We start from the raw sequence: 22,873 nt of genomic DNA, 5'->3' as shown, positions 1-22,873 counted from the left end.
TCACGTATACCATTTTTCATAGTACTTCTCCATGTAAAGTTATTTTACGTACAGGTCAATGGAATGTGGATTTCATCTAAATTGTTACTGGAGAACTTTTTCCTTTTATTCTCAATGTACAAATATGCTATAATGTCTGGATGGTAGCAGAAAAAAACAGCGTATTATGAGGTGAATATAGAAGATGATCGATAAAAAAGAGGCGACAACGGACTTAAAATCCGGAAAGTCTAGCAAATCAACAGCAGATTTTTCAAAATATTTTCAGGCACCAAGCTTAAAAGATGCCAAGAAACGTGGAAAAGAAGATATTGAAGTGCATTACGATTTCAGCATTCCCGAGGAAATGAAACAAATTGGGAAGGGCCATCACTATATGATTCGTACTTACGGCTGTCAAATGAACGAACATGACACCGAAACTATGGCTGGAATTTTTGAAGCAATGGGTTACACAGCGACAGAAGATACGATGGAAGCTGATGTCATTCTGTTTAATACCTGTGCAATCCGAGAAGGGGCTGAGGATAAGGTATTCGGAGAGCTTGGTCACATGAAGCATCTGAAACGTAACAATCCGAATCTCGTTCTCGGTTTATGTGGCTGTATGTCACAAGAGGAAAAGGTAGTAAATAAAGTGTTGCGTTCCTATTCCGAAGTAGACATGATTTTTGGTACGCACAATATCCATCGTCTGCCTGTATTATTACGAGATGCGATGTTCAGTAAAGAAATGGTGATTGAGGTATGGTCCAAAGAGGGCGATATCATTGAAAATATGCCGAAAACTCGTACCGGTGATATCAAAGCCTGGGTAAACATTATGTACGGTTGTGACAAGTTCTGTACCTACTGTATTGTGCCATATACACGTGGAAAAGAACGTAGTCGTCGCCCAGAAGACGTCATTGCCGAGGTACGTGAGTTGGCGCGTCAAGGTTTTAAAGAGGTTATGGTACTAGGACAAAATGTAAATGCCTATGGTAAAGATTTTGAAGATCAGGAATACGGACTAGGGAATTTGTTGGACGAACTTCGTAAGATTGATATCCCGCGTATTCGTTTTACAACTAGTCATCCGCGCGATTTTGATGACTATCTAATTGAAGTGTTAGCAAAAGGCGGAAATCTTGTGGAGCAAATCCATTTACCTGCGCAATCTGGTAGTTCTGAAGTCTTGAAAAAAATGGCGCGTAAATATACAAGAGAACATTATATGGAGTTGGTCCGTAAAATTAAGGCAGCTATTCCAAACGTCTCGCTAAGCACTGATATCATTGTAGGATTCCCAGGTGAAACAGAGGAACAATTCCTGGAAACGTTGTCTATGATGAAAGAAGTGGAGTACGACTCTGCCTATACTTTCATTTATTCACCACGTGAGGGTACCCCAGCAGCTTCTATGGTGGATAATGTACCAGAAGCAGAGAAAAAGGATCGTCTACAGAGACTGATGGCGGTACAAAATGAGATTTCATTGCGTAAAAATCAACAAATGATTGGAAAAACCTACGAACTGTTGATCGAGGGAGAGAGTCGAAAAAACCCAGAAGTATTAACAGGTCGTACACGAACTGGAAAATTAGTGCATGTAAAAGCTGATAATTCTTTAATTGGTACACTAGTACATGTTACAATTACAGATGCAAAAACATTTACCACGTATGGAGAATTAGTGACTAAAGTTGAGGTGTAATTGGAGATGGCAGAAACACCGGTTTACACAGATCAAGAAATTTTGGCAAAAGCGCGTGAATTAGCTAACATGATCTCCCGTACGAAAGAAGTAGATTTTTTCAAACGAGCTGAATCCCAAGTCAAGCAGAATGAACGCGTTCAAGAATTGATTTCCAGTCTGAAAGCAAAACAAAAGCAAATAGTCATGTATGAAAGTATGAGCAATGCGAAGCTTGTAGAAAAAGTGCAAACGGAATTCGATACCCTTCAAGAGGAATTAGACGCAATTCCACTGGTAACTGAATTCAAGCAATCCCAAACTGATGTAAACGATTTATTGCAAATGGTTACGCATGTTATTACCAATACTGTTTCAGATAGAATTATCCTAGATACAGGTGGTAACCCTCTTACTGGTAAAACAGGTGGTCCCGAAGCAGGTCATCATGATGATGAAGGCTGTGGTTGTGGTCACTAAATAAAGAATGATAATTCTTGCCACAACGGTTCTCTCGATCTTGCACCCTAGACTAATAACCTGCATACAAATGTACAGAAACGTTGTATGGAGGAGGTTACAAAATGTCTGGTACGGATAAAGACTTGCAATGTCGAGAATTGATTGCCAAAGCTGTCTGCGGTAGAGGACATAAATTCTCTCAATCGACACATACGATCGCACCTGCTCATACGCCAACTACCATTTTGGGATGCTGGATTATTAATAATAATTTTTCAGCAGAAAAAGTGGCAGAGTCGGTCGTTATCAGTGGAACGTATGATGTAAATCTCTGGTATTCCTATGAGGATAATACCCAAACAGAGGTCAAAAAAGAAGAAGTACATTACACTTTAGATGTTCCGTTTTCTTATTTTGACAAACATTGCCGTGGTGATTTAGAAATAATTTGCCAATGCATTGAACAACCAAAATGTGTTAGAGCAGAAATTAGCGGTAGTACGGTGAATGTACGAGTGGAACAGGAGTACTCTGTGGAAGTCGTTGGAGAAACCAAGGTGTGCGTTGTTGTTTGCCATAGCTGCGATGACAAAGATTCCTTCTCACATGACTTTGATGATTCAACCGACGAGTACGATCAATTCGACTCGGCGAGCCTGCTAGATGATCTAGATTAAGTACTTGGAAGTAAGGCTGTCGGCGTATCCGATGGCCTTTTTTGTTTTTTAATAACAGAAAAATTACGTGAATTAGTTAAAAATGTTACATATGTTAGATTACGCACCACCTTTTTGTAAAGTGCATAGCTTGTAGGAAGGAAGCAAGGGAGGTAGGCGTATGTCTAACATGGTAATGAGTAAAGTCGCCACTTTTTCCATGGAAAAGTGGAATAGGGAGAGCGCCATAAAACATACGCATCAACGAGAGAGAATGATGGCCATTTTGAAGTTACACGGGGTGCCTATTCAGACGTACGCTGGTGTAATCCCAATGCAAACGTATGAAGTACATTTGTTTCAACATCAGATCGCCGCTATTTATCGAATAGAGAATCGGACTGTCTGGATTTTACAGGCAGCGCGGACGGTTGGCAAAACTCAAAAAGAAGAAGTTAGCCAACAGTTAGATGAAACAGAAAAAAATCGGATCGTTTCCTTGGCAATTCGTACCGTTTATGCTCTAGGGCTGGATTATGGGATAGTAACAGTTGGGGTTCATTCCCCAATAAGGATGCGGGTAATAGATTGTCATGCTCAACTGTCGGTAGATGTTTCGCTTCTGGAACGAGTGCAGTTGTTTATGAAGCAACGTGAACAGCAGATTCTTCTGGATCAAGTAGCTACTCCACAGGTGATGCTGGGAGCTGACCCTGAATTTGCTCTGCGTGACCAGTCAGGAAAAATGGCAATTGCTTCTGAGTATTTGCAAAAATATGGCGCTGTTGGATACGATGGAGTCCGATTAAAAACAGAGCTTCCATCTAATCAGCATCCGTTGGTTGAAGTTCGACCAGACCCCTCAACAGAACCGGAAATCGTTATGAAAAATATTTATAAAGCTCTTCATTTGGCTCAACGTAAGATCGCTGATGATTCGATTAGTTGGCTGGCAGGGGGAATGCCCTTTGACGGTTATCCAATCGGAGGCCATGTTCATGTTAGTGGGACTGCTCTTCATTTCGATTTAATTCGCAAATTAGATACTTATTTGGCATTGCCGCTGTGTTTGTTAGAAGATCGTGGATGTATCAAAAGACGACCACGTTACGGTTTTCTAGGAGATGTACGTGAACAACCGCATGGAGGATTTGAATACAGGACGTTACCTAGTTGGCTGGTTTCACCACGAATGACCAAGGGTGTTTTGACTCTGACCAAAGTGATTGTTGAATCCCAATATCTTCTCAAGCGAGATGTGAGTACAGATGTAGCCATGCAGCTTGCTTACTATCGAGGAGAGAAAGAGAAACTCACTTCCTTAGTCAAGGAGTTGTATGCCGAGCTAAAGGTTCTTCCTTTGTATCAAACGTATCGAAAATATCTAACTCCCTTTTTTCATAGTATTTTTACGGAGGGGGAGTGGCAAAGCAATCATGATATCAAGTTGGCTTGGAAGTTACCCCCATTTCAACTCAACAACCATCAGGAACCATGTTATAATAGATGAAATGATTATGGGTATTAGGAGTAGAAAAGATGGCACAATACACCCCAATGATTCAACAGTATTTAGAGATAAAGCGCCAATATACGGATGCTTTTTTGTTTTTCCGTTTAGGCGACTTTTATGAACTCTTTTTTGAAGATGCAATTCTAGCCTCACGTGAACTGGAAATTACGTTAACAGGACGTGGAGGAGGAACAGAAGAGCGCATTCCAATGTGTGGAGTGCCTCATCACGCAGCTGAGACCTATATTGCGGAATTGTTAAAAAAGGGATACAAAGTAGCGATTTGCGAGCAAGTAGAAGATCCCAAAGAGTCAAAAGGTGTTGTAAAGCGTGAAGTAACACGAATGATTACACCTGGAACCATGATTGAAGGAAAATGGTTAAACGATAAAGAGAACAATTATCTGGTTGCTATCGCCGCATTGTCAGGAAAAGCGGCGGTAGCAGCATGTGATTTAAGTACCGGTGAAATGTATACAACTTCTTTGTCAACGATGTATGCAGCAGTAGAAGAAGCGATGCAGTATCGCCCAAGTGAGCTGTTGCTATGTGATATTGCTGAGGATGAACTTAGAGGTAAAGGTTTATCACCTCATATGTCTATTACTTGCCTAGCGACCAATGTAGTCTCACAAACGGCCGTAGATGAGTTATACCCAACGGAAGCTACTCAGCTAGAGGATGCTGTTCGTCAAGCGATGAACGGACTCTTGCATTATGTCAGAACTACGCAAAAGCGGGCGTTGACACATATGCGTTCCTTGCAACATTATGTGGCACATGAATTTTTGCAAATGGACCATTTCTCACGGAGAAATTTAGAGCTGACGGAAACCATCCGGGACAAGTCCAAAAAAGGCTCTTTGCTATGGTTGCTGGATAAAACGGAGACAGCGATGGGCGGACGTTTGTTGCGTCGTTGGATTGAACGCCCACTATTACATCCGGATGAAATTGGTAAACGATACGATACGGTAGAAGCATTCCGCCACGATTTATTATTGCGTTCTGATGTGCGTGAGGGGCTTGATCGTGTATATGATCTGGAGCGTTTAGCGGGACGTATTTCTTATGGCAATGCAAATGCAAAAGATTTAGTCCAACTGCGCCATTCTCTCGAAGCCATTCCTGATATAAAGCACCTATTGGTTAACAGCGGAGAAGAAGCTTTACAAACAATTGCTTCCGACATGGATGACTGTAGTGATATCGCACAATTTTTAGCAGAAACCCTAGTGGAAGAGCCGCCTGTGAGTGTCCGTGAGGGAAATTTGATTCAAGATGGCTATGATGAATACTTGGACAAGCTCAGATTGGCTAGTCGCCAAGGTAAGAGCTGGATTGCTCAATTAGAAAAAAGCGAGCGGGAACTGACAGGAATTCGTTCGTTAAAAGTAGGCTTTAATAAAGTATTTGGTTACTATATCGAAATTTCAAAGGCGAACCTTGCCCATATACCAGAGGGGCGTTACGAACGTAAGCAAACGTTAACGAATGCGGAGCGCTATGTGACTCCAGAGTTAAAAGAGAAAGAAGCACTGATTCTAGAAGCGGAAGAGAAGTTAGTTGAGCTAGAGTATCAGTTATTTACCCAAATTCGTTTGGAAGTGGCCAAGCATATCCCTCGCATCCAAACATTAGCAGAACGAATTGCTCGCATTGACGTGTTGCAAGCCTTTGCTACAGTTAGTGATGAACGTGGATTTATCCGTCCAATATTAACAACGGATGGTGAAGTGTACGTAAAGGATGGTCGTCACGCGGTAGTTGAAGCCGTATTAAATCAAGAGAAGTATGTTGCAAATGACGTGATGATGAATCAAAAAGACCGTAATATTTTGCTCATCACAGGGCCTAATATGGCGGGTAAGAGTACGTATATGCGACAAATGGCGTTGATTACGGTTATGGCCCAGATCGGTTGCTTTGTTCCAGCTAGCGAAGCGCGAATTAGCTTAGTGGATCAAATTTTTACGCGAATTGGAGCTGCGGATGATTTGGTAGGAGGATTCTCTACCTTTATGGTTGAGATGCTAGAAACGCGTAATGCGCTAGTAAAGGCAACTCCACGTAGCTTGATATTGCTAGATGAGATTGGTCGAGGAACGTCTACCTATGATGGAATGGCTTTAGCGCAAGCGGTGATTGAATATATCCATGAACATATAGGAGCAAAAACCTTATTCTCCACGCACTATCATGAACTAACCGATCTGGAGGAGAAAATCCCAGGAGTGGTGAATGTTCATGCTCGTTGTGAAGAGCGGGATGGCAAGCTCTTATTCTTGCATAAGATTGAGGAAGGCCGTGCTGATAAAAGCTACGGGATTCATGTTGCGGAATTAGCTGAGATGCCATTTGAGGTGATCAGTCGTGCACGCGAAATCTTACAGGGATTAGAAGGCAAGGATCGAGAAGCACCGTTAGAGCAACTGTCGCTAGATATGTTGTGGGGTCAAGCTCCCTCACAGCAAGTCTCTTCGGGTCAAGCTATGACTACTCATAAGAAAAAGAGCAAAGGTAGCGATACTACCAAATCAAACGTAGAAACAGAATCCAAAACGGACATGACTGATGTGATAGAAGTCGCAAAAGTGGAGCACCCCTCAGCTATTTCTAGTAGAACAACAGAAAATGCTAGATTGGAAACTGCTTCTACTGTTCTTGAACCTGTTGTAAATCCATTCGAAACAGAAGTTCTATCAGAATTACGTGACTTAGATTTAAATCAAATGACGCCGCTACAAGCACTCATTCAGTTATCTGAATGGAATGCACGTTTGCGTAAACATAAGTAAGCTTGCTTCACACAGAAAGGGGAGGAACATGGGGAAAATTCAAGTGCTAACGGAACAGGTAAGCAATATGATTGCCGCTGGTGAAGTGGTGGAACGCCCAGCCTCTGTGGTGAAGGAGCTGGTGGAAAATTCAATTGATGCAGGTACCTCTCAGATAGAAATTCACATTGAGGAAGGTGGTTTACAGCTCATACGCATTGTCGATAATGGGGCAGGAATGGATCGTGATGATTGCTTACGTGCTTTTGAGCGGCATGCTACGAGCAAGATTCGTTCGGCGCGCGATTTGTTCCATATTCGCTCTCTTGGCTTTCGTGGTGAAGCATTGGCATCTATCGCCTCGGTATCTCGAATTGAATTGATGAGTGCTGAAGATAGTGGACAAGTGGGAACCAAGGTCGTAATTGACGGTGGAGACATGAAGGTCGTAGAGGATTACGCTAGAGTCAAAGGAACAGAGATTGTCGTGCGTGACCTATTTTTTAATACACCGGCGCGTTTAAAATATATGCGTTCCATTTCCACGGAGGTAGGACATGTCTCAGATTATGTAAATCGGTTAGCGATTACCTATCCGACGATTGCTTTTACGTTGACTCATAATGGGAGAAGTTTGTTGCAAACATCGGGTGATGGCAAGCTGTTACATGTAATGGCAGCCATTTATGGAGTTCAGGTTGCTAAGTTATTGCTGCCGTTTGAAGGAGAGACATTAGATTTTCGCTGGAGTGGTTTATTATCTAAAACAGAGGTAACGAGAGCTAATCGTACATACATCTCTACGCTGGTTAATGGGCGTTATGTACGTAATTACCCACTGTCTCAAGCGATAATGCGAGGGTATCATACCTTTTTACCGATCGGTCGCTTTCCGATTGTTGCTATGCATATTGAAATGGACCCTATTTTAGTTGATGTGAATGTTCATCCAGCTAAACTAGAGGTACGTTTTAGTAAAGAGCAAGAATTGTGTGCAGCGGTCGAACAATCAGTAAAAGAGGCACTGCAAACAGGCTTACGAATCGTGCAACCAATGCAGACAAGCAGTCGTCCTAAAATTAAGATGGAAAAGCCATACCAGCCGCAGTTTGACCTAGGTGAGCGGCATTCGGCTGAACAGCAACAACAAATGAATCGTTTGCTTACGGCTTTTGATGTGCCTATCAGAGAGCGGCGACCAACGTACGCAGAACAGATGTCTGGGTCTACATCTGAATTGACGGCAAAACAACAATTGAGCCAACAGATAGACCAGCAGGTGGTTGATAAACCAGAAGTCGATATACACGTAGAAGCAGATCAACCACATGAAAGCAAATGGATGTATGCGGGTAACAGCATGACCAGCTATCTTGCTAGCGACTTGAGCCAACAGCGAGTTGAAAGCCCAACTAGTAATTTAGTTCAGCATTCAGATGTAAGTGTGCCCCAGGAACTTGAACGTTCGTCAACGGAACATGATGGAACTGAGTGTAAGAAAAGCTCTGAAATGGAAGAGGCTCGATGGGACGATTCTATTGAAAATGACGAAAACGTAAAAGACGAAGTAGATAGTAATGAATCTCAATCATATATAGTAGAACAGTCACAAGCAGAGAGCGATCTTGATGACTCAGCGAACTTAGAAGAGCTTGAATCTGCTGTACCTGTCTTTTATCCAGTAGGCCAGGTTCATGGGACCTACATCATTGCTCAGAACGACTCTGGCATGTACTTAATTGATCAGCATGCTGCTCAGGAACGGATCTTTTACGAGTACTTTATGCAAAGATTGCAAGATGAGACGATATCTAGTCAAATGCTTTTATTCCCGCATACGGTGGAATGTACGATGCAGGAAGAGGCGAAATTACTGGAACGACTTGATTTGCTACAATCTTTTGGATTGGATATGGAATGGTTTGGTAACCGGACATTTCTTGTTAGGGCTCACCCTCAGTGGTTCCCGCAAGGAAGTGAAGTGGAAATCATTAATGAACTGATCCAATTTGTACAAGAAGCAAGTGAAAGCGAGCGGGTCGAAGTGAGTAAGATGCGGGAAAAAGCTGCCATTATGATGTCATGCAAGGCTTCAATTAAAGCCAATCGTTATTTGATGCATGCAGAGATGGAGGCCCTATTGGCCCGTCTTCGTCAAACGACAAGTCCTTTCACCTGCCCGCATGGTCGACCAATTGCTATTCACTTTTCTACCTATGATTTAGAAAAAATGTTTAAGCGAGTCATGTAAAAGATCGTATATCTATGTGCGTAAAAGAACATCTCGAACGTTGGATTACGAGACGAGCGGGTGTTCTTTCTAGCAACAAATACAAGAGCATATACAGAAATCTAATAGAACGGACTTAGTATGAGTAGGAAACGAGTGATGATATGATTGTAACAACAGGAAGTGAGCCTAAATCAGTTGTTTTGGCTCATGCGCACGAACTGGCTACTATCTTTGACGCTCCACTAGTGTCACGTGGGGAGGATTCTATCGAAAAGCTCCGGGGTAAATACCAGACGGATGATATCTTAATCGTAACCGCCAAGGGAGCTAGGCTGGAACGGAAAGGTCAACAAGCTTTCTTTTTTCATCCAAATACGGCCTCGTTCCGTATAAAGAGGCTAGAACGCGGCGATAATGATACTATGCTTTCCGCTTGCCAAATTTCACCAGGTGACAAGGTGCTCGATGCCACGATAGGTTTGGCTGCAGATGCGATCGTATTTGCCTATGCCACGGGTGAAGCTGGGCAAGTGGTGGGAATTGAATCGGAGCCTGTGATTGCTAGATTAGTGCGAGACGGTCTTGCTCACTGGGACACGGGAACACAAGCTTTAATTGAAGCAATGAGACGCGTACAGGTGGAAGAATCAGACCATCTTCAAATGCTACAAAGTATGCCTGATAACTCATTTGACGTGGTTTATTTTGATCCTATGTTCCAACAAGCTGTCTCAGAGTCACATGGTATTTCTACCTTGCGCCAATTGGCTAATAATAAGGTGCTGACTGAGGAAACGATTGCTCAAGCTCGACGGGTAGCTAAGCGACGAGTCGTTTTAAAAGAGGGTACAACAGGTATCCTACATGAGCAATTGGGTTTTACACCTTACCGAAAACGTGAGCACCAAGTGATTTATAGTTATATCGAAGCATTGGAGGGGAGTGAGAGATGAAGGAAAAAGAAAACTTAGTGGTAATTGTAGGCCCTACTGCGGTAGGTAAAACAGCTCTAAGCCTACAATTAGCCCAACAATTCAACGGAGAGATCATCTCTGGAGATTCCATGCAGGTATATCGTGGCATGGATATAGGTACAGCTAAAGCTTCTGATGAAGAGCGTGCTATTGTTCCCCATCATCTGATTGATATCATGAACCCAGATGAGGAATATTCTGTAGCTATCTTTCAACAGCAGGCGCGGAGGCTAATCACCCAAATAAATCAGCGTAATCATCTACCCATCATCGTGGGTGGAACAGGACTTTACATACAGTCAGTTACTCATGATTATCAATTCTCTGAGGCGGATCAGGACGCGGAAATGCGAGATCGGTTGCAAAAATATGCTGACGTAGAAGGAGTAGAAGCCCTACACCGACGCTTACGTGAACATGATCCTATTACAGCAGATCGTTTGCATCCTAATGATGTGCGCAGAGTTATTCGAGCGATAGAAATTTACGAGTTGACTGGAAAACGTATGTCTGATTTTCAGAATCAGGCGGCCTATTCTCCTTACAATTTAAAAATTATTGGCTTGACGATGGATCGGGCGAAGCTCTATGAACGAGTAAATCAACGAGTAGATGTAATGATTGAGGCTGGTTTAGTAGAAGAGGTTCGTATTCTGCTTGACCAAGGGTATTCAGCCGATTTAGTAGCTATGCAAGGCTTGGGTTACAAGGAGCTTATCCCTTATCTTTATGGAGAGATTACTCTGGACAAAGCTATTTCTGATATCAAGCAACGAACACGCCATTTTGCTAAGCGTCAGCTAACCTGGTTTAGACGCATGCCTCAGTTGGAATGGTACGATATGACCAATCCCGATTCTTATGAACAAGTGGTTGAAACAATTACCAGTGCGTTGGAAGGAAAGTTCCATTCAACGCCGAATATATAACTTACAAGTCCTTTTAGGGGGTATTGTCCATGAAACAGACGATCAATATTCAAGATACGTTCTTAAACCATCTACGAAAAGAAAATATCGCAGTTACCATATATTTGGTAAACGGATTCCAATTGCGAGGCTATATCAAAGCGTTTGATAACTTCACAATCGTTATTGATACAGAAGGCAAGCAACAATTGGTTTATAAACATGCGATTTCTACGTTTACTCCACAACGTCCTGTATCTTTGATGTCGGAAAGCCAAGCACAACAATCGTAAAAGTAGGCAAGAAAATCAGGGTTTCTTCGGGAATCCTGATTTTTTTGCTCAAAAAGGCATAAAGCAGAATAATTTAGCAGGTAAATATTGACTTTTTTGCGTATAACGGAATAAAATGGAAGTATAACATGGTGAAGGCAGGCGATGAGATGTTTGCTGAAGAGAGAAGAGGAAAGATTCTGGAGATCCTACATGAAGCGCAGCGTGTGTTGGTGAAGGAATTAGCGGAACAATTTCACGTTTCTATTGATTCCATTCGGAGAGATTTGTCCATTATGGAAGAGCAGGGACTTTTGAAAAAAACGCACGGTGGGGCTATCCCTGTATCAGCAGTGCGTAAGCCTGTTGCACCGTCAGCAATACGCTTCAAGGATGGACCCAGTCATATTACTGCCATTTCTAAAACAGCAGTATCCTACATTCAAGAGCACGATACGATATTTTTAAGTGGAACAAGCTTACATTTTCATATGTTAAAATTTTTACCTCAACATATGCCTATAACAGTGGTGACCAATTCGATTAAAATTGCCGAACAGTTACGTGAATCTGAAAAAACCGACGTTTATCTGATAGGAGGACAAGTCAAGAAAACTGGTACGATTTCCGATATTATCGCAAATGAAATGGTGAAACAATTCACGATTGATCTTTGTTTCTTAACGGCTGGAGCGATTAGTTTACAAGGCGTTAGCACTGCAACACCAGAAGTGGCAAGCTTTAGCCGTGCTGTCCTGGAAGTTTCGCGTCGGCGTTTTATTTTAGCTTCTCACGAAGAGATGGGGCATGACGCTTTTTCTAAAATAGGTCCCCTCAACAGTTTTCATTTACTTATCACCGATGAGGGAACCCCAAAAGAGTTGCGAGATCAAATGGAAAAGCAAGGTCTAGAGGTAACAGTAGCAAAAGGAAGTTATCCAATCGCGGTTCCAGATTATTCGTAAGTTTTTATTTTACTGTTTTCCTGGTCACCTATCTCTTTATGTGAAATGTGAAACAGGCTACTAAGTTGCGAAGTGGCCAGGATATAATAATCATTTGCAGTTACCTCCTTAAAACCACAACTGTTATACAGTTTAAGGGCATTTTTGTTCCTCACTTCTACCTCCAAGACGATTGATGGTGACTGTTTTTTTATTAATTCACAAACCACTCTTGTCAAAATTTCTCTCCCATAACCTCTTCCCTGAAAGGACGGCATGACAGCAAAGCCATAAATAAAATCCATATCATCTATGCGTTGATAACTAAGTTTACCTATGAATTCATTTCCAAGAAAGGCAACGATAGGATGCCGATCAGGTTCTTGAATTCCTTCTAATGCGTGTCTGATTGAATCTTCTTTAGACGATCCAAAGGACTCTATATCTACTTGTACGAATAAGGAAATGTCTTCTTCCGTTGCTTCCCTTAGAAAAAGAGAGGTTGTTTTTGGATCAGAAGGGGGGAGTCCATTTCCATCCAGTATTCAGAGAAGGAATAGGTGCTTCCCAGTGCTTCCAAAAAGGCTTTACCAGAAGCAGATTTTTCCTGAGACATGAAAATAAGTTTTGGTAACTGGCGACGTTCAATTTCCGGGTAAGCTAGCTGTAGCAAGGAATAGAAAATACCATTGCGTCGATGAGCAGGATCAACCATACCGCTGATTTCTACCTCCCGATTATTAAAAATATATAGGGCGAGATAGCCAATCATTCGGTCATCTTTTGCGAAATAAAAATCTTGAATTTGATCAGTGGGTCTGCAACTAATCATATCTAGATTTAATTTGATTTGGATTTGATCATATTCATTGCAAACTTGTAAAAGGTCTTTCACTTGAGTTAGTTCTGCTTCTGTAAGTCCTGCGGCGGCGTAAGCACCGTTTGGTTGTCTAAGCACATCTATTCACACCTTTCGTAAACGACTATTCTACATACAAATTAGTCTTGAAGCTAATGTATAATAGTAAGTATAAAAGAATTCAAAAAATACGCATATTAAAAATTGCGTGTTAGGTAGCATAAATTGCGTTGGGGGAAATATGTACAGATGGATATGCTTCTAGAATGGAAAAACAGCGGTTTTCGGCTGTTTACATTACAACAAGGTCAAAGTGACGAATTACACGATCATGGTGATTATTTGCAAGTAAGCATGCCAATAGACAATGAGATAGAGATTCAATGGAATAAAAGCTACCAAAGGGTTGCTGCTAAGCAGAGGCTGTTGGTACAGCCAGATGATCAACATCGTCATCTTGCTACCTATGGCCCAGCTACTATTATGTTGGTTGGCTTCCAGCATGATTTTTTACAAGAAGTATGGGAAAATGAACAGTCTGTTAGAAAGAGACCTGCACTGGAATACACAAGTTTGTCTACAGAGGTTGTACCACTTTTTCAGCAAACGGTACAACGGGCTTTTCAACGATCATTATTTGAACCAATGGACGAGCTACATCAAATGGAACTGGAGTGGGAGGTAGCCAGATTATTCCTTACCCTTCATTCAAAAAAGAATACAGATAGTGAGCTAGAAGTGACATGCTTGCATGAACATCCGGGTGTCAAAAGAGCGATCGATTATATGCATCAAGAATTTAAACACCCCTTAACACTTGAAGAGATAGCAGGTATTGCTGGTAGTAGCAAATTTCATTTTATCCATCAGTTTAAAAGAAATAAAAGAATGACACCTGGACAATATCTGCAACAATTACGGATAAAAGAGGCAGCTTATTTACTACGTTCCACAGATTGGGAGATCACCCGTATTGCATATGAAGCTGGTTTTGGGAGCCTCAGTTCATTTCAACGCGTGTGGAAGCAACAGTATGGCGCCTCAGCCAGCAATTTTAGAAAAAATGTTTGAGTCCTGTATAAAAATCTTCATTCTGGCTACACTATAATCATCGAGCTCGGTGGTCACCAGTTAGAAACGCGCAACAGTCTTTATAGGAGGTTGATGTGCCGTGGACAATGAAATGATTACCCAGATTGTGGTATCCGGTTCGCTTTGATGATCTAACTCTATAATGGAGGTAGATGTGTTAAAGAAAAGTACCGCTAGTGCCCCAAAAGACTGAGCTCGATGTGAACCGCTCTCCTATGAGGGCGGTTTTTCGTGTTGTTAGAATGTATAACTAATTCTATGGAAAAAATTGTCACAAAAATCGTCCAGCGGAATCTAATTCTATGGAAAGCAAAAAAGAATATATAAAGCAGGTGAACTCATTGGAAAAAGCGGAAATCGCTTTAACGATGTCTAAAGAGCTTAGTTTAGAGTCTCTTATGCATGAGTATGGTCAGAAGATTTTAAATATGGTGTATCTCATGTTAAAGGACCAAAAGATTGCGGAAGATATTACACAAGAAACGTTCATGAAAGCGTATATGAATTGGGATTAGCTATCAATGAAACGAAAAAGTATGTTCGTTCCTGGTCATTTCGGACGATTTTTTCAAAGCTTACTTTGCAGAGTCAACAGCAAGCGGAGAGCAAATTAACTGATGATACAGAAAGTGTATTTTTAAAGCAAGACCGAGCAACTGAATTAAAAAATCTGGTGATGTCTCTATCCCCAGATTATCGCCAAGTTGTGTAATGGAAATTACTAAGATTACTCCCAATGCAAAAGGGAAGATTTCTAAAGAACAAGCTCAGGAGAAAGCCTTTCGTTTTTTGGAAAAATACCTTGATCCCTGGGACAAGGAAGTACAACTCACATACAGTAATAATGATGAAAACTCATATAGATTCCGTTTCTTTAAAAGTTATCAAGGCATTCTGGTTTTACCAACGGTGGATTCGTATGTAAGTTATTTGGTTGAAATAGATTCAGTTACAGGAGAAGGGATCAGATTTACGAAACAGTCCATTAAAGAACCTTTTTTAACTAATAATCAAGTCAAGCTCCCGGATCGAAATGCAATTATGTCACCAGAGGTAGGTGCTAGAGAATGGCTTCGTTATCATCCATTAGAACTGGGATATGAAATTAAAAGCGGGGAAAAGACACCTAGATTGGTTTATGAACTTGCTGAAGACAGATTGAATAAAGATGTTTTTATCGATGCTACTACAGGTAGAGCCATTTTTGTTGACAGATAGAAAGCATCCCGTGTCACTGTAACAGGTGAGACGGGATTTTTTTATAAATCAAGCTATTTATTTTATATTTTCTGTACAGGATTTCAAAGCATACTGCGTATACTGTAGAGACGATTATGGAAAGCAGGTGATGGGACATGAAACAGGCTGCGACCATGACCAAGACGGTCGTTACGGAATCACCGGAATCACCACATCGAATTCAATTTGTGTTTCATCATCCGGTGGTCCAGCCGCTAAAGGAGCCAGAACCGCTGGCAGATACGGTACGCTCTACTGCTAACGATCATATTAAATCTGTTATTAATGAGCTGGAAAAAATGATTGGATTAGAGGAAGCAAAACTTGTCATGTACGAAATTTATGCCCTACTTAGAACGAACCGTGAACGAGCAAAATATCAATTAAAGACAGAGCAACAGGTCTATCATATGGTATTCAAAGGTAGCCCAGGAACAGGAAAGACTACGGTGGCACGGATTTTTGGGAAGGTACTAAAAGAGATGGGAATTTTGAGCAAGGGTCACTTAATTGAAGTGGAACGTGCTGATCTGGTTGGAGAGTTTATTGGGCATACAGCGCAGAAGACAAGGGATTTAATTAAAAAAGCTTTGGGGGGTATCCTGTTTGTAGATGAAGCTTATTCGTTAGCCCGTGGGGGAGAAAAGGATTTTGGTAAGGAAGCAGTTGATTGTCTAACAAAGGCGATGGAAGATCATAAAAACGATTTTATTTGCATATTGGCGGGTTACACAGAGGAAATGGATGAATTCCTACAGATTAATCCAGGCTTACCTTCTCGTTTCCCCATTCAGATTCATTTTACCGATTATGAGGTGGAGGAGCTGATGGAGATTGCATCTATCATGGTCGAGGAAAAACAATATGTTCTCTCCTCTACGGCGAAAGAAAAAATGAAACAACACCTGATCCACTTGCTTTCCGATCCTTTTTTGGAGTCATTTAGCAATGCTCGCTACATACGTAATTTATTGGAGAAAGCAATCCGTGCTCAAGCTATGCGTTTGCTAAAGAATGCTAAACCAAGCAAAGAAGAATTAATGAATATACGAGCAGAAGACTTGCATATAAGTCATTTTTTAAACTGAGAACCTATCGCTTGCAGTAGCAGGTTTTGTGACACAATCTAGAGGAATAAGCCCTCAGCCATCTAGATTTTAGTATCAGAAGGATGAAAAGGATGACAAATGGGTAAAAAAGAAGGTATATTGATTACTAGCTAGTAAAAGAATGACACAGGGCAGACGTTTGCTAAACAAGTGGGCGGATGCCGTTCTTTTCGTCTGGGGATTTGGGAAGGAAGGATACATATATGAGTGAATGGAATAAACAACAAACAGCTTTGGTAGTGGGTTGTCTATTAGATCAACGCAATGAGGAACGCATGCGACTATCCATGGACGAGTTGGGAGAACTTGCACGTACGGCTGGTGTTGAGGTGCTAGAAGTTATCACCCAAAATCGTGATCGTGTAGATTCAGCTTGGTATCTAGGAACGGGTAAAATTCAGGAAATAGCTGAATTAGCTGTGAGTCTGGATGTAGATGTCGTGATTTTTAACGATGAATTGTCTTCTAGCCAAAATCGTAATCTAGAAGCTTTATTTGAATGCCGGGTGATTGACCGTACACAGTTGATTCTAGATATATTTGCGAGTCGAGCTAATTCACGAGAAGGTAAAATTCAAGTAGAGTTAGCCCAATACAGCTATTTATTGCCACGACTTGCCGGACAAGGAAATCAGATGTCTCGATTGGGTGGAGGAATCGGTACGCGTGGGCCGGGTGAAACCAAATTGGAGACAGACCGCCGCCATATTCGTCGCCGAATTAGTGAATTGAAGCAACAGTTAGATGATATCGTTCGTACACGCCATCTTCACCGTGAACGTCGTAAGAAAAACCATGTGTATCAGATCGCATTGGTTGGCTATACGAACGCAGGTAAATCTACCTTACTAAACAATTTAACAAAAGCAGATACATTACAAGAAGATAAATTATTTGCTACGCTTGACCCCACCACACGTCAGTTGAGCCTGCCTAGTGGAAAGGAAGTGCTGTTGACGGATACGGTTGGTTTTATTCAAGATCTCCCGACTGCTCTCATTGCAGCTTTCCGTTCTACTTTGGAAGGTGTTCAGGAGGCAGATTTAATTTTACATGTGGTAGATTGCTCCCATCCTGACTTTGAAGTTCATATGGAGGTTGTGGACAAAGTCTTGAAGGATTTAGAAGCTGAAAGCATCCCCCAATTAGTTGTTTATAATAAGGCTGACTTACTTGATTCAGACAGATATTTGCCACGAGTAGAAGATTCCATTCAAATATCGGCATTGTCTGAACAAGATTTACAGCGTTTGCTCAACAGGATCGAAGGGATCGTGCTGACGGGGTATGAAAATGTCGAGCTAATTATTCCGATGGAGCGTGGAGATGTGATTTCTATGATGCATCGAGCTGGATTAGAAATGGAGCAGGAATTTTCCGAGGATGGAACTGCTTATCATATAACGATACGTATTAAGTCAGATGAGCCGATGTATGGGCGTTTGATTCCGTATATGGTAAATCCACCTGTTGTGAACGAAGAGGAATGGTAAGAGAAAGGTGAGAGAAAAAACATGTTTCAACTGTTTGCGCACGGAGAGCAATTACGCCCGCTCGTGGAAGATGTAGAAGAAATGATTGCCAAGCGTCATCAAGAAGTATCTCGCTTGGTTGATTATAATCAATTCAAAGTATTACGTTCGTTTCAAAAGCATGAAGTGAATGAATTTCATTTTTCACCGTCTACAGGATACGGCTATGATGATAGTGGTCGAGCTACATTAGAATCCATTTATGCTGAGGTGTTTGGTGGAGAAGCTGCCTTGGTACGACCGCATATCATATCAGGTACGCATGCCATTGCCATTAGTTTATTTGGAATGTTGCGCCCAGGGGATCATTTATTATATATCACAGGCAAACCATATGATACGTTAGAAGAAGTAGTAGGTGTGCGTGGGGAAGGTCAAGGCTCCCTGAAGGATTACGGAATTAGCTATGACTACGTACCGCTATTGGAGAATGGAAGTATTGATTTTACTGCTGTAAAGGCAGCGATTCGTCCAGAAACGAAAGTGATTGGTATTCAACGTTCACGTGGATATGCCGATCGTCCCTCGTTTACGATTGCCAAGTTAGAGGAAATGATTTCTTTTGTTAAAGAAATAAATCCTGGCGTAAACGTGTTCGTAGACAATTGTTATGGCGAATTTACGGAAGAAAAAGAACCACTTCAGGTTGGCGCTGATATTATGGCAGGCTCGCTGATTAAAAATCCAGGCGGTGGTTTAGTCAAAACAGGTGGATATATTGTGGGGCGCGAAGATCTGGTCACAATGGCATCTTATCGTATGGCAGCCCCTGGGATTGGAGCGGAGGGAGGAGCGTCGTTATACTCCTTGTTGGAGATGTTCCAAGGATTTTTCTTAGCTCCACATGTGGTGGGTGAAGCGTTAAAAGGGGCTATTTTTTCCTCTGCCATGTTGGAAAAACTGGGATTCCGCACCGATCCATTGTGGCATGAACCACGTACGGATTTAATTCAATCTGTAGAATTTGGCAACGCTGAGCGTTTGATAACTTTCTGCCAAGGTATTCAGAAGTCAGCACCTGTCGACTCACATGTAACACCATATCCTAGTCCCATGCCAGGTTATGCGGATGAGGTTATCATGGCAGCAGGGACCTTTATTCAGGGTGCTAGCATTGAGTTTTCTGCTGATGGTCCCCTACGTGCGCCTTATTTGGGATTTGTACAGGGTGGACTCACTTACTCGCATGTAAAAGTGGGAATTTTAACAGCTTTAGATGGTATGATAGCAAAAGGCTTGCTTGATATATAAAATGTTAAATTATCCTTACGCAATTATACAGACAGCTATGAATGAATATCATTTGTAGCTGTTTTTTTGTGCCTTCTAAATGATCCATTCGTCAAACTATAGGGCTGGACAATTGCCGATTTTACCAACGTACAATTTGCGTGGAATATATGGAATCTTCTGGTATATTAATAAGAGAGGATATATGACAAGGATTGCGGTGAGGACCATGCAAATTGAACCTGAGCAACAGCGAAAAAAAGACCCGGAATTATCACTCCGGATTAATATTATGTTTCTAGCAGTTTTTATCTGCTTTGTAGTCGTCATCTTACGACTGGCATACGTTCAAGTTGTCCAAGGAGAGCTATTTGTACAAGAATTGGAGAAATACAGTCTAAAAGAACTTCCTATTCCTGCGCCAAGAGGTCATATTTTAGATAGGAATGGTGTTGTGTTAGTTGATAACAAACCAGTTTTTACTGTGAAATTTATGGACAAACCAGAAGAGAAAATAAACAAGGAGAAAGTAGCTGAAGATTTGGCTACATTGCTGAATTGGAAGCAAGAAGAGCGTGGGGATGATAAGAAGCTTGCGGACTTGGGGATTCAGTTACAGGCGGGCTTTCCCATCTTGTTGTCTCACGAGGAACGTCAGGGCTTGCGAACACGAATACAGATAAAATTAGATGCGTTACCCTCCCGTGAGAGAATCAATCAGTTACAACCTGTTGATTTATTACGCATAGCAAAAGAAGTGCATGTACCTATCAAATATGCCTTCACCGATTTAGAACGAATTCAGGCTTTTGAAATGTTGAAAAAAAAGACAGGAAAGCCCTTTCCGCAAGACCAAGGATTAAACGATCGAGCATTGCTTATAGAACTGATTACACAGCAGATTTCTTTTCCTTATAAATTAGAGAAAAAACAGTCAGAAGACCTGATAAGTAAAATAAAAAGCTCCATTACGACCTTATATGAAACGCCCGTGGCCAAACAAAGTGATCGACAATTAATTGAGAATGCACGCTTCTTTTTTCTTGATGTGAAGCTAGGTCTTTCTGTGATACAGCGTGAACGGACATGGCGAAAATTGCTTGTTTTGGAACGAATGGTAGGAGTAGGAGTACCAGCATTTATGCCAAGGCAGGTAAAGCGTAATATTACAGCGGCTGAAGATGCCCGGATTGAGGAACGGTTAATCGAATTACCTGGTGTTTATGTAGAGGTGGAGCCGCTTAGGAAAGTGAAGAAAGATGACGAAGGAGGCCCATTAGCGACACATATCCTAGGGTATATTAACTCGATTGATCCACGATTTGTCAAAGAGTATAAAGCCAAGCAATATGCTGATAATGAGTTAGTCGGTGTAGCAGGCTTGGAAAAATATTATGAGTCCCAGCTGCGTGGGAAGAGTGGTGCCATGGCTGTGCAGGTAAACAGGAACTCGGAGTTTGTCAACGAAACCATAAAACGAGTAGCAGAGCCTGGAAATGATCTCGTTCTCAGTTTGGACTGGAGGTTTCAAGATAAAGTAGAAGAAATCTTGCACAAATCTCTTTCGCAGAAAAATATGAAAGTAGGACATGCAATAGTCATGGTACCGAGTACGGGAGAAATATTGGCCTTGGCAAATTATCCAGATTACGATTTGAATTTATATTATGATCGGGAGACATTTAGTAAGGTGTATGCAACCGATATTTGGCCCTTTGAGGATAATAAAATTATTCGAGGAGCTTATGCACCGGGCTCTACTGTAAAACCTCTATCTGTCATGCTTGCGTTACAAGAAGGCTTGGTAACTCCTGCCGAGACGATCTTCGACAGAGGCGGTATCTATGTTGGTAATCGATTTAAAAATAACTGGTTACGCTCTGGACATGGTGCGGTAGATGCGAGAAGGGCATTGCAGGTATCTAATAATACCTACATGTATGAGATGGGGCTTCGTCTAGCAAGAAAGGGGAATCGGGAAGGCAAGCATTATAGCGAACAATTTGCCGTGTTAGATTACTATAATAGTCAGTTTGGGCTGGGTGTAAAAACGGGAATCGATCTTCCGGGCGAGAAGCCAGGATACCGAGCGAAAGACAAATATTTAGGGAATTTAGTAGATGCTTTTATAGGTCAATATAATAATTTCACGCCTATACAACTCTGCCAGTATGTAAGCACAATAGCCAATGGGGGTTACCGAATCAAGCCCCACTTAGTCAAAGAGATTCGTAAGGGAACAAGTAACCCGGCAGAGCAAAAAACGTTGACTAAAGTGGAGCCATACGTTCTAAATAAGGTCGACATTGATCCTGAGTGGATAAAGGTAGCGCAGGAGGGTATGGCCAAGGTAACAAAGCCGAATGGTACTGCGTATAGGAACTTTAAAGATTTCCCTTTTCCAGTGGCAGCTAAAACAGGTACAGCACAAACTGGTGGAGACGCAGACAATGCGCTGATTGTTGGATATGCGCCTGTTAAGAATCCACAGATGGCTTTTGTTGTGGTTGTACCAGGTGGTGGACATGGTGCCGATATGTCTGGTCCAATTGCAAAGCAGATTTTGGAAGAATACGTAAAAATGTATGGTATAGAGCAGTAAGTAAAATAGTTATATTGATAAGGAAGTCACGTGAAAAATGAGCATGTTTTCTAGAATGACCTGGTTGTTCTACCATGTAGGTAGTCAAGAGGCAGTCTGAAAATGTGTTTTTTTCTTATATATAAGTTCTGTACAAAAAATAAATATAGTCCAGTAGCCGGTTGTTTACGATTAAGATGAATAAACAAAACCTATCCTAACCCTTTACATTTAGAGGAATGATGGATGTCTTTGAGGACATCCTGGGGCTGGTTTTCTTTTTTTTTAAAATACATGTCAGGTTTTCTAACACGTATTGACAGGTAAGCTGCTATCAGTTAGAATTTGAACATAATAAATTTGAATCATTGGAATGGCAGGAAGGGGAAGCAAAATGAGTGATGAAATTCGTCGCAACATGGCCCTTTTTCCCATAGGCATCGTGATGAAGTTAACCGACCTGACTGCACGACAGATTCGGTATTATGAACAACACGGGTTAGTTACGCCAGTTCGTACAGAAGGGAAACAGCGGTTATTTTCGTTTAATGATGTCGATCGTCTTTTAGAAATTAAAGAATTGATTGACAAGGGCTTAAATATCGCCGGAATTAAACAGGTGATTCAGTTGAAAGAACCTGTCGTGGAAGCGCCGATCTTACCAGAAAAAACGGCAGCTCGTCCACAAATGTCGGAGAAGGAATTATTGCAATTATTAAAACAACAAATTATTCACCCCGGTGCTAATCGCTTAGGCGAATCGGCATTGATTCGTGGAGAACTTTCCCGGTTCTTCCACTAGATAAATGGGTACAAA

The 22,873-nt window shown here is 41.5% G+C and carries 17 protein-coding genes and 2 pseudogenes; 18 read left to right on the top strand and 1 reads right to left on the bottom strand.

What is annotated here, in order from left to right; translation table 11 throughout:
• Window positions 1-184 precede the first annotated feature (184 nt).
• The 10 genes from miaB (at window position 185) to EEL30_22840 (ending at window position 12,435) form a co-directional block, all read left to right on the top strand.
• Complete coding sequence (gene miaB, locus EEL30_22885; protein ID QDX94878.1) at window positions 185-1,696, top strand: tRNA (N6-isopentenyl adenosine(37)-C2)-methylthiotransferase MiaB; 1,512 nt, start codon at window positions 185-187, stop codon at window positions 1,694-1,696.
• 6 nt (window positions 1,697-1,702) lie between these two features.
• Entirely contained in the window at window positions 1,703-2,155 is a 453-nt protein-coding gene (locus tag EEL30_22880) for a master regulator for biofilm formation (GenBank protein QDX94877.1), read from the top strand.
• 104 nt (window positions 2,156-2,259) lie between these two features.
• On the top strand, window positions 2,260-2,814 hold the full coding sequence (gene cotE / locus EEL30_22875) for an outer spore coat protein CotE (GenBank protein ID QDX94876.1): 555 nt from the start codon (window positions 2,260-2,262) through the stop codon (window positions 2,812-2,814).
• A gap of 160 nt (window positions 2,815-2,974) precedes the next feature.
• Window positions 2,975-4,303 (top strand): hypothetical protein, encoded by a 1,329-nt coding sequence (locus EEL30_22870; GenBank protein ID QDX94875.1) that lies wholly within the window; start codon window positions 2,975-2,977, stop codon window positions 4,301-4,303.
• Window positions 4,304-4,332: 29 nt separating this feature from the next.
• Complete coding sequence (gene mutS, locus EEL30_22865) at window positions 4,333-7,104, top strand: DNA mismatch repair protein MutS (protein ID QDX94874.1); 2,772 nt, start codon at window positions 4,333-4,335, stop codon at window positions 7,102-7,104.
• A 28-nt stretch (window positions 7,105-7,132) separates the two neighbouring features.
• Window positions 7,133-9,334 carry a DNA mismatch repair endonuclease MutL gene (mutL, locus tag EEL30_22860; GenBank protein QDX94873.1) on the top strand — a complete coding sequence of 734 codons (2,202 nt, stop codon included), beginning with the start codon at window positions 7,133-7,135 and terminating at the stop codon, window positions 9,332-9,334.
• Between the two features lie 143 nt (window positions 9,335-9,477).
• Window positions 9,478-10,269: a hypothetical protein gene (locus EEL30_22855; protein QDX94872.1), complete on the top strand. Its 792-nt coding sequence runs from the start codon at window positions 9,478-9,480 to the stop codon at window positions 10,267-10,269.
• A complete protein-coding gene (gene miaA, locus EEL30_22850; GenBank protein ID QDX94871.1) occupies window positions 10,266-11,219 on the top strand; it encodes a tRNA (adenosine(37)-N6)-dimethylallyltransferase MiaA in 954 nt (317 codons plus the stop codon). The genes EEL30_22855 and miaA overlap by 4 nt, the downstream gene beginning before the upstream one ends.
• Before the next feature lie 29 nt (window positions 11,220-11,248).
• The gene (locus EEL30_22845; protein QDX94870.1) at window positions 11,249-11,491 is read left to right on the top strand and encodes an RNA chaperone Hfq; all 243 of its coding nucleotides are present in this window, start codon (window positions 11,249-11,251) and stop codon (window positions 11,489-11,491) included.
• Between the two features lie 128 nt (window positions 11,492-11,619).
• Window positions 11,620-12,435, top strand: a complete 816-nt coding sequence (locus EEL30_22840; protein QDX94869.1) for a DeoR/GlpR transcriptional regulator — start codon at window positions 11,620-11,622, stop codon at window positions 12,433-12,435.
• On the opposite strand, the pseudogene EEL30_22835 reads toward EEL30_22840, so the two are convergent.
• Window positions 12,426-13,372: pseudogene (locus EEL30_22835) on the bottom strand (GNAT family N-acetyltransferase). The gene EEL30_22840 and the pseudogene EEL30_22835 sit on opposite strands and share 10 nt — an antisense overlap.
• Window positions 13,373-13,522: 150 nt before the next feature.
• Between EEL30_22835 and EEL30_22830 the strand changes: the two are divergent.
• From EEL30_22830 to EEL30_22795, 8 genes and pseudogenes are all read left to right on the top strand, one after another.
• Window positions 13,523-14,344, top strand: coding sequence for an AraC family transcriptional regulator (locus EEL30_22830; protein QDX94868.1), 822 nt, complete (start codon window positions 13,523-13,525; stop codon window positions 14,342-14,344).
• Between the two features lie 362 nt (window positions 14,345-14,706).
• Window positions 14,707-15,077, top strand: a pseudogene (locus EEL30_22825) (hypothetical protein).
• Window positions 15,077-15,583 (top strand): hypothetical protein, encoded by a 507-nt coding sequence (locus EEL30_22820; protein QDX94867.1) that lies wholly within the window; start codon window positions 15,077-15,079, stop codon window positions 15,581-15,583. Before EEL30_22825 ends, EEL30_22820 begins: the two are co-directional and overlap by 1 nt.
• Before the next feature lie 137 nt (window positions 15,584-15,720).
• Window positions 15,721-16,692, top strand: a complete 972-nt coding sequence (locus EEL30_22815; protein QDX94866.1) for an AAA family ATPase — start codon at window positions 15,721-15,723, stop codon at window positions 16,690-16,692.
• Window positions 16,693-16,916: 224 nt separating this feature from the next.
• Window positions 16,917-18,206, top strand: coding sequence for a GTPase HflX (gene hflX, locus EEL30_22810; protein ID QDX94865.1), 1,290 nt, complete (start codon window positions 16,917-16,919; stop codon window positions 18,204-18,206).
• 21 nt (window positions 18,207-18,227) lie between these two features.
• Complete coding sequence (locus EEL30_22805) at window positions 18,228-19,496, top strand: methionine gamma-lyase family protein (protein ID QDX94864.1); 1,269 nt, start codon at window positions 18,228-18,230, stop codon at window positions 19,494-19,496.
• 208 nt (window positions 19,497-19,704) lie between these two features.
• The gene (locus EEL30_22800) at window positions 19,705-22,077 is read left to right on the top strand and encodes a penicillin-binding protein (GenBank protein QDX95864.1); all 2,373 of its coding nucleotides are present in this window, start codon (window positions 19,705-19,707) and stop codon (window positions 22,075-22,077) included.
• Window positions 22,078-22,450: 373 nt separating this feature from the next.
• Window positions 22,451-22,858, top strand: a complete 408-nt coding sequence (locus tag EEL30_22795; protein ID QDX94863.1) for a MerR family transcriptional regulator — start codon at window positions 22,451-22,453, stop codon at window positions 22,856-22,858.
• The last annotated feature ends 15 nt before the right edge of the window (window positions 22,859-22,873 follow it).

Source organism: Brevibacillus laterosporus (assembly GCA_007833815.1).
In the GTDB taxonomy this organism is placed as follows: Bacteria; Bacillota; Bacilli; order Brevibacillales; family Brevibacillaceae; genus Brevibacillus_B; species Brevibacillus_B laterosporus_D.
The sequence above is the reverse complement of the archived record's forward strand: the minus strand, read 5'-3'. Positions and strand labels throughout refer to the sequence as shown.

What these genes read in the sequence shown, in the direction of transcription:
- miaB (QDX94878.1), top strand. Translation starts at nt 185, where the DNA reads ATGATCGATAAAAAAGAGGCGACAACGGACTTAAAATCCGGAAAGTCT.
- EEL30_22880 (QDX94877.1), top strand. Translation starts at nt 1,703, where the DNA reads ATGGCAGAAACACCGGTTTACACAGATCAAGAAATTTTGGCAAAAGCG.
- cotE (QDX94876.1), top strand. Translation starts at nt 2,260, where the DNA reads ATGTCTGGTACGGATAAAGACTTGCAATGTCGAGAATTGATTGCCAAA.
- EEL30_22870 (QDX94875.1), top strand. Translation starts at nt 2,975, where the DNA reads ATGTCTAACATGGTAATGAGTAAAGTCGCCACTTTTTCCATGGAAAAG.
- mutS (QDX94874.1), top strand. Translation starts at nt 4,333, where the DNA reads ATGGCACAATACACCCCAATGATTCAACAGTATTTAGAGATAAAGCGC.
- mutL (QDX94873.1), top strand. Translation starts at nt 7,133, where the DNA reads ATGGGGAAAATTCAAGTGCTAACGGAACAGGTAAGCAATATGATTGCC.
- EEL30_22855 (QDX94872.1), top strand. Translation starts at nt 9,478, where the DNA reads ATGATTGTAACAACAGGAAGTGAGCCTAAATCAGTTGTTTTGGCTCAT.
- miaA (QDX94871.1), top strand. Translation starts at nt 10,266, where the DNA reads ATGAAGGAAAAAGAAAACTTAGTGGTAATTGTAGGCCCTACTGCGGTA.
- EEL30_22845 (QDX94870.1), top strand. Translation starts at nt 11,249, where the DNA reads ATGAAACAGACGATCAATATTCAAGATACGTTCTTAAACCATCTACGA.
- EEL30_22840 (QDX94869.1), top strand. Translation starts at nt 11,620, where the DNA reads ATGGTGAAGGCAGGCGATGAGATGTTTGCTGAAGAGAGAAGAGGAAAG.
- EEL30_22830 (QDX94868.1), top strand. Translation starts at nt 13,523, where the DNA reads ATGGATATGCTTCTAGAATGGAAAAACAGCGGTTTTCGGCTGTTTACA.
- EEL30_22820 (QDX94867.1), top strand. Translation starts at nt 15,077, where the DNA reads ATGGAAATTACTAAGATTACTCCCAATGCAAAAGGGAAGATTTCTAAA.
- EEL30_22815 (QDX94866.1), top strand. Translation starts at nt 15,721, where the DNA reads ATGAAACAGGCTGCGACCATGACCAAGACGGTCGTTACGGAATCACCG.
- hflX (QDX94865.1), top strand. Translation starts at nt 16,917, where the DNA reads ATGAGTGAATGGAATAAACAACAAACAGCTTTGGTAGTGGGTTGTCTA.
- EEL30_22805 (QDX94864.1), top strand. Translation starts at nt 18,228, where the DNA reads ATGTTTCAACTGTTTGCGCACGGAGAGCAATTACGCCCGCTCGTGGAA.
- EEL30_22800 (QDX95864.1), top strand. Translation starts at nt 19,705, where the DNA reads ATGCAAATTGAACCTGAGCAACAGCGAAAAAAAGACCCGGAATTATCA.
- EEL30_22795 (QDX94863.1), top strand. Translation starts at nt 22,451, where the DNA reads ATGAGTGATGAAATTCGTCGCAACATGGCCCTTTTTCCCATAGGCATC.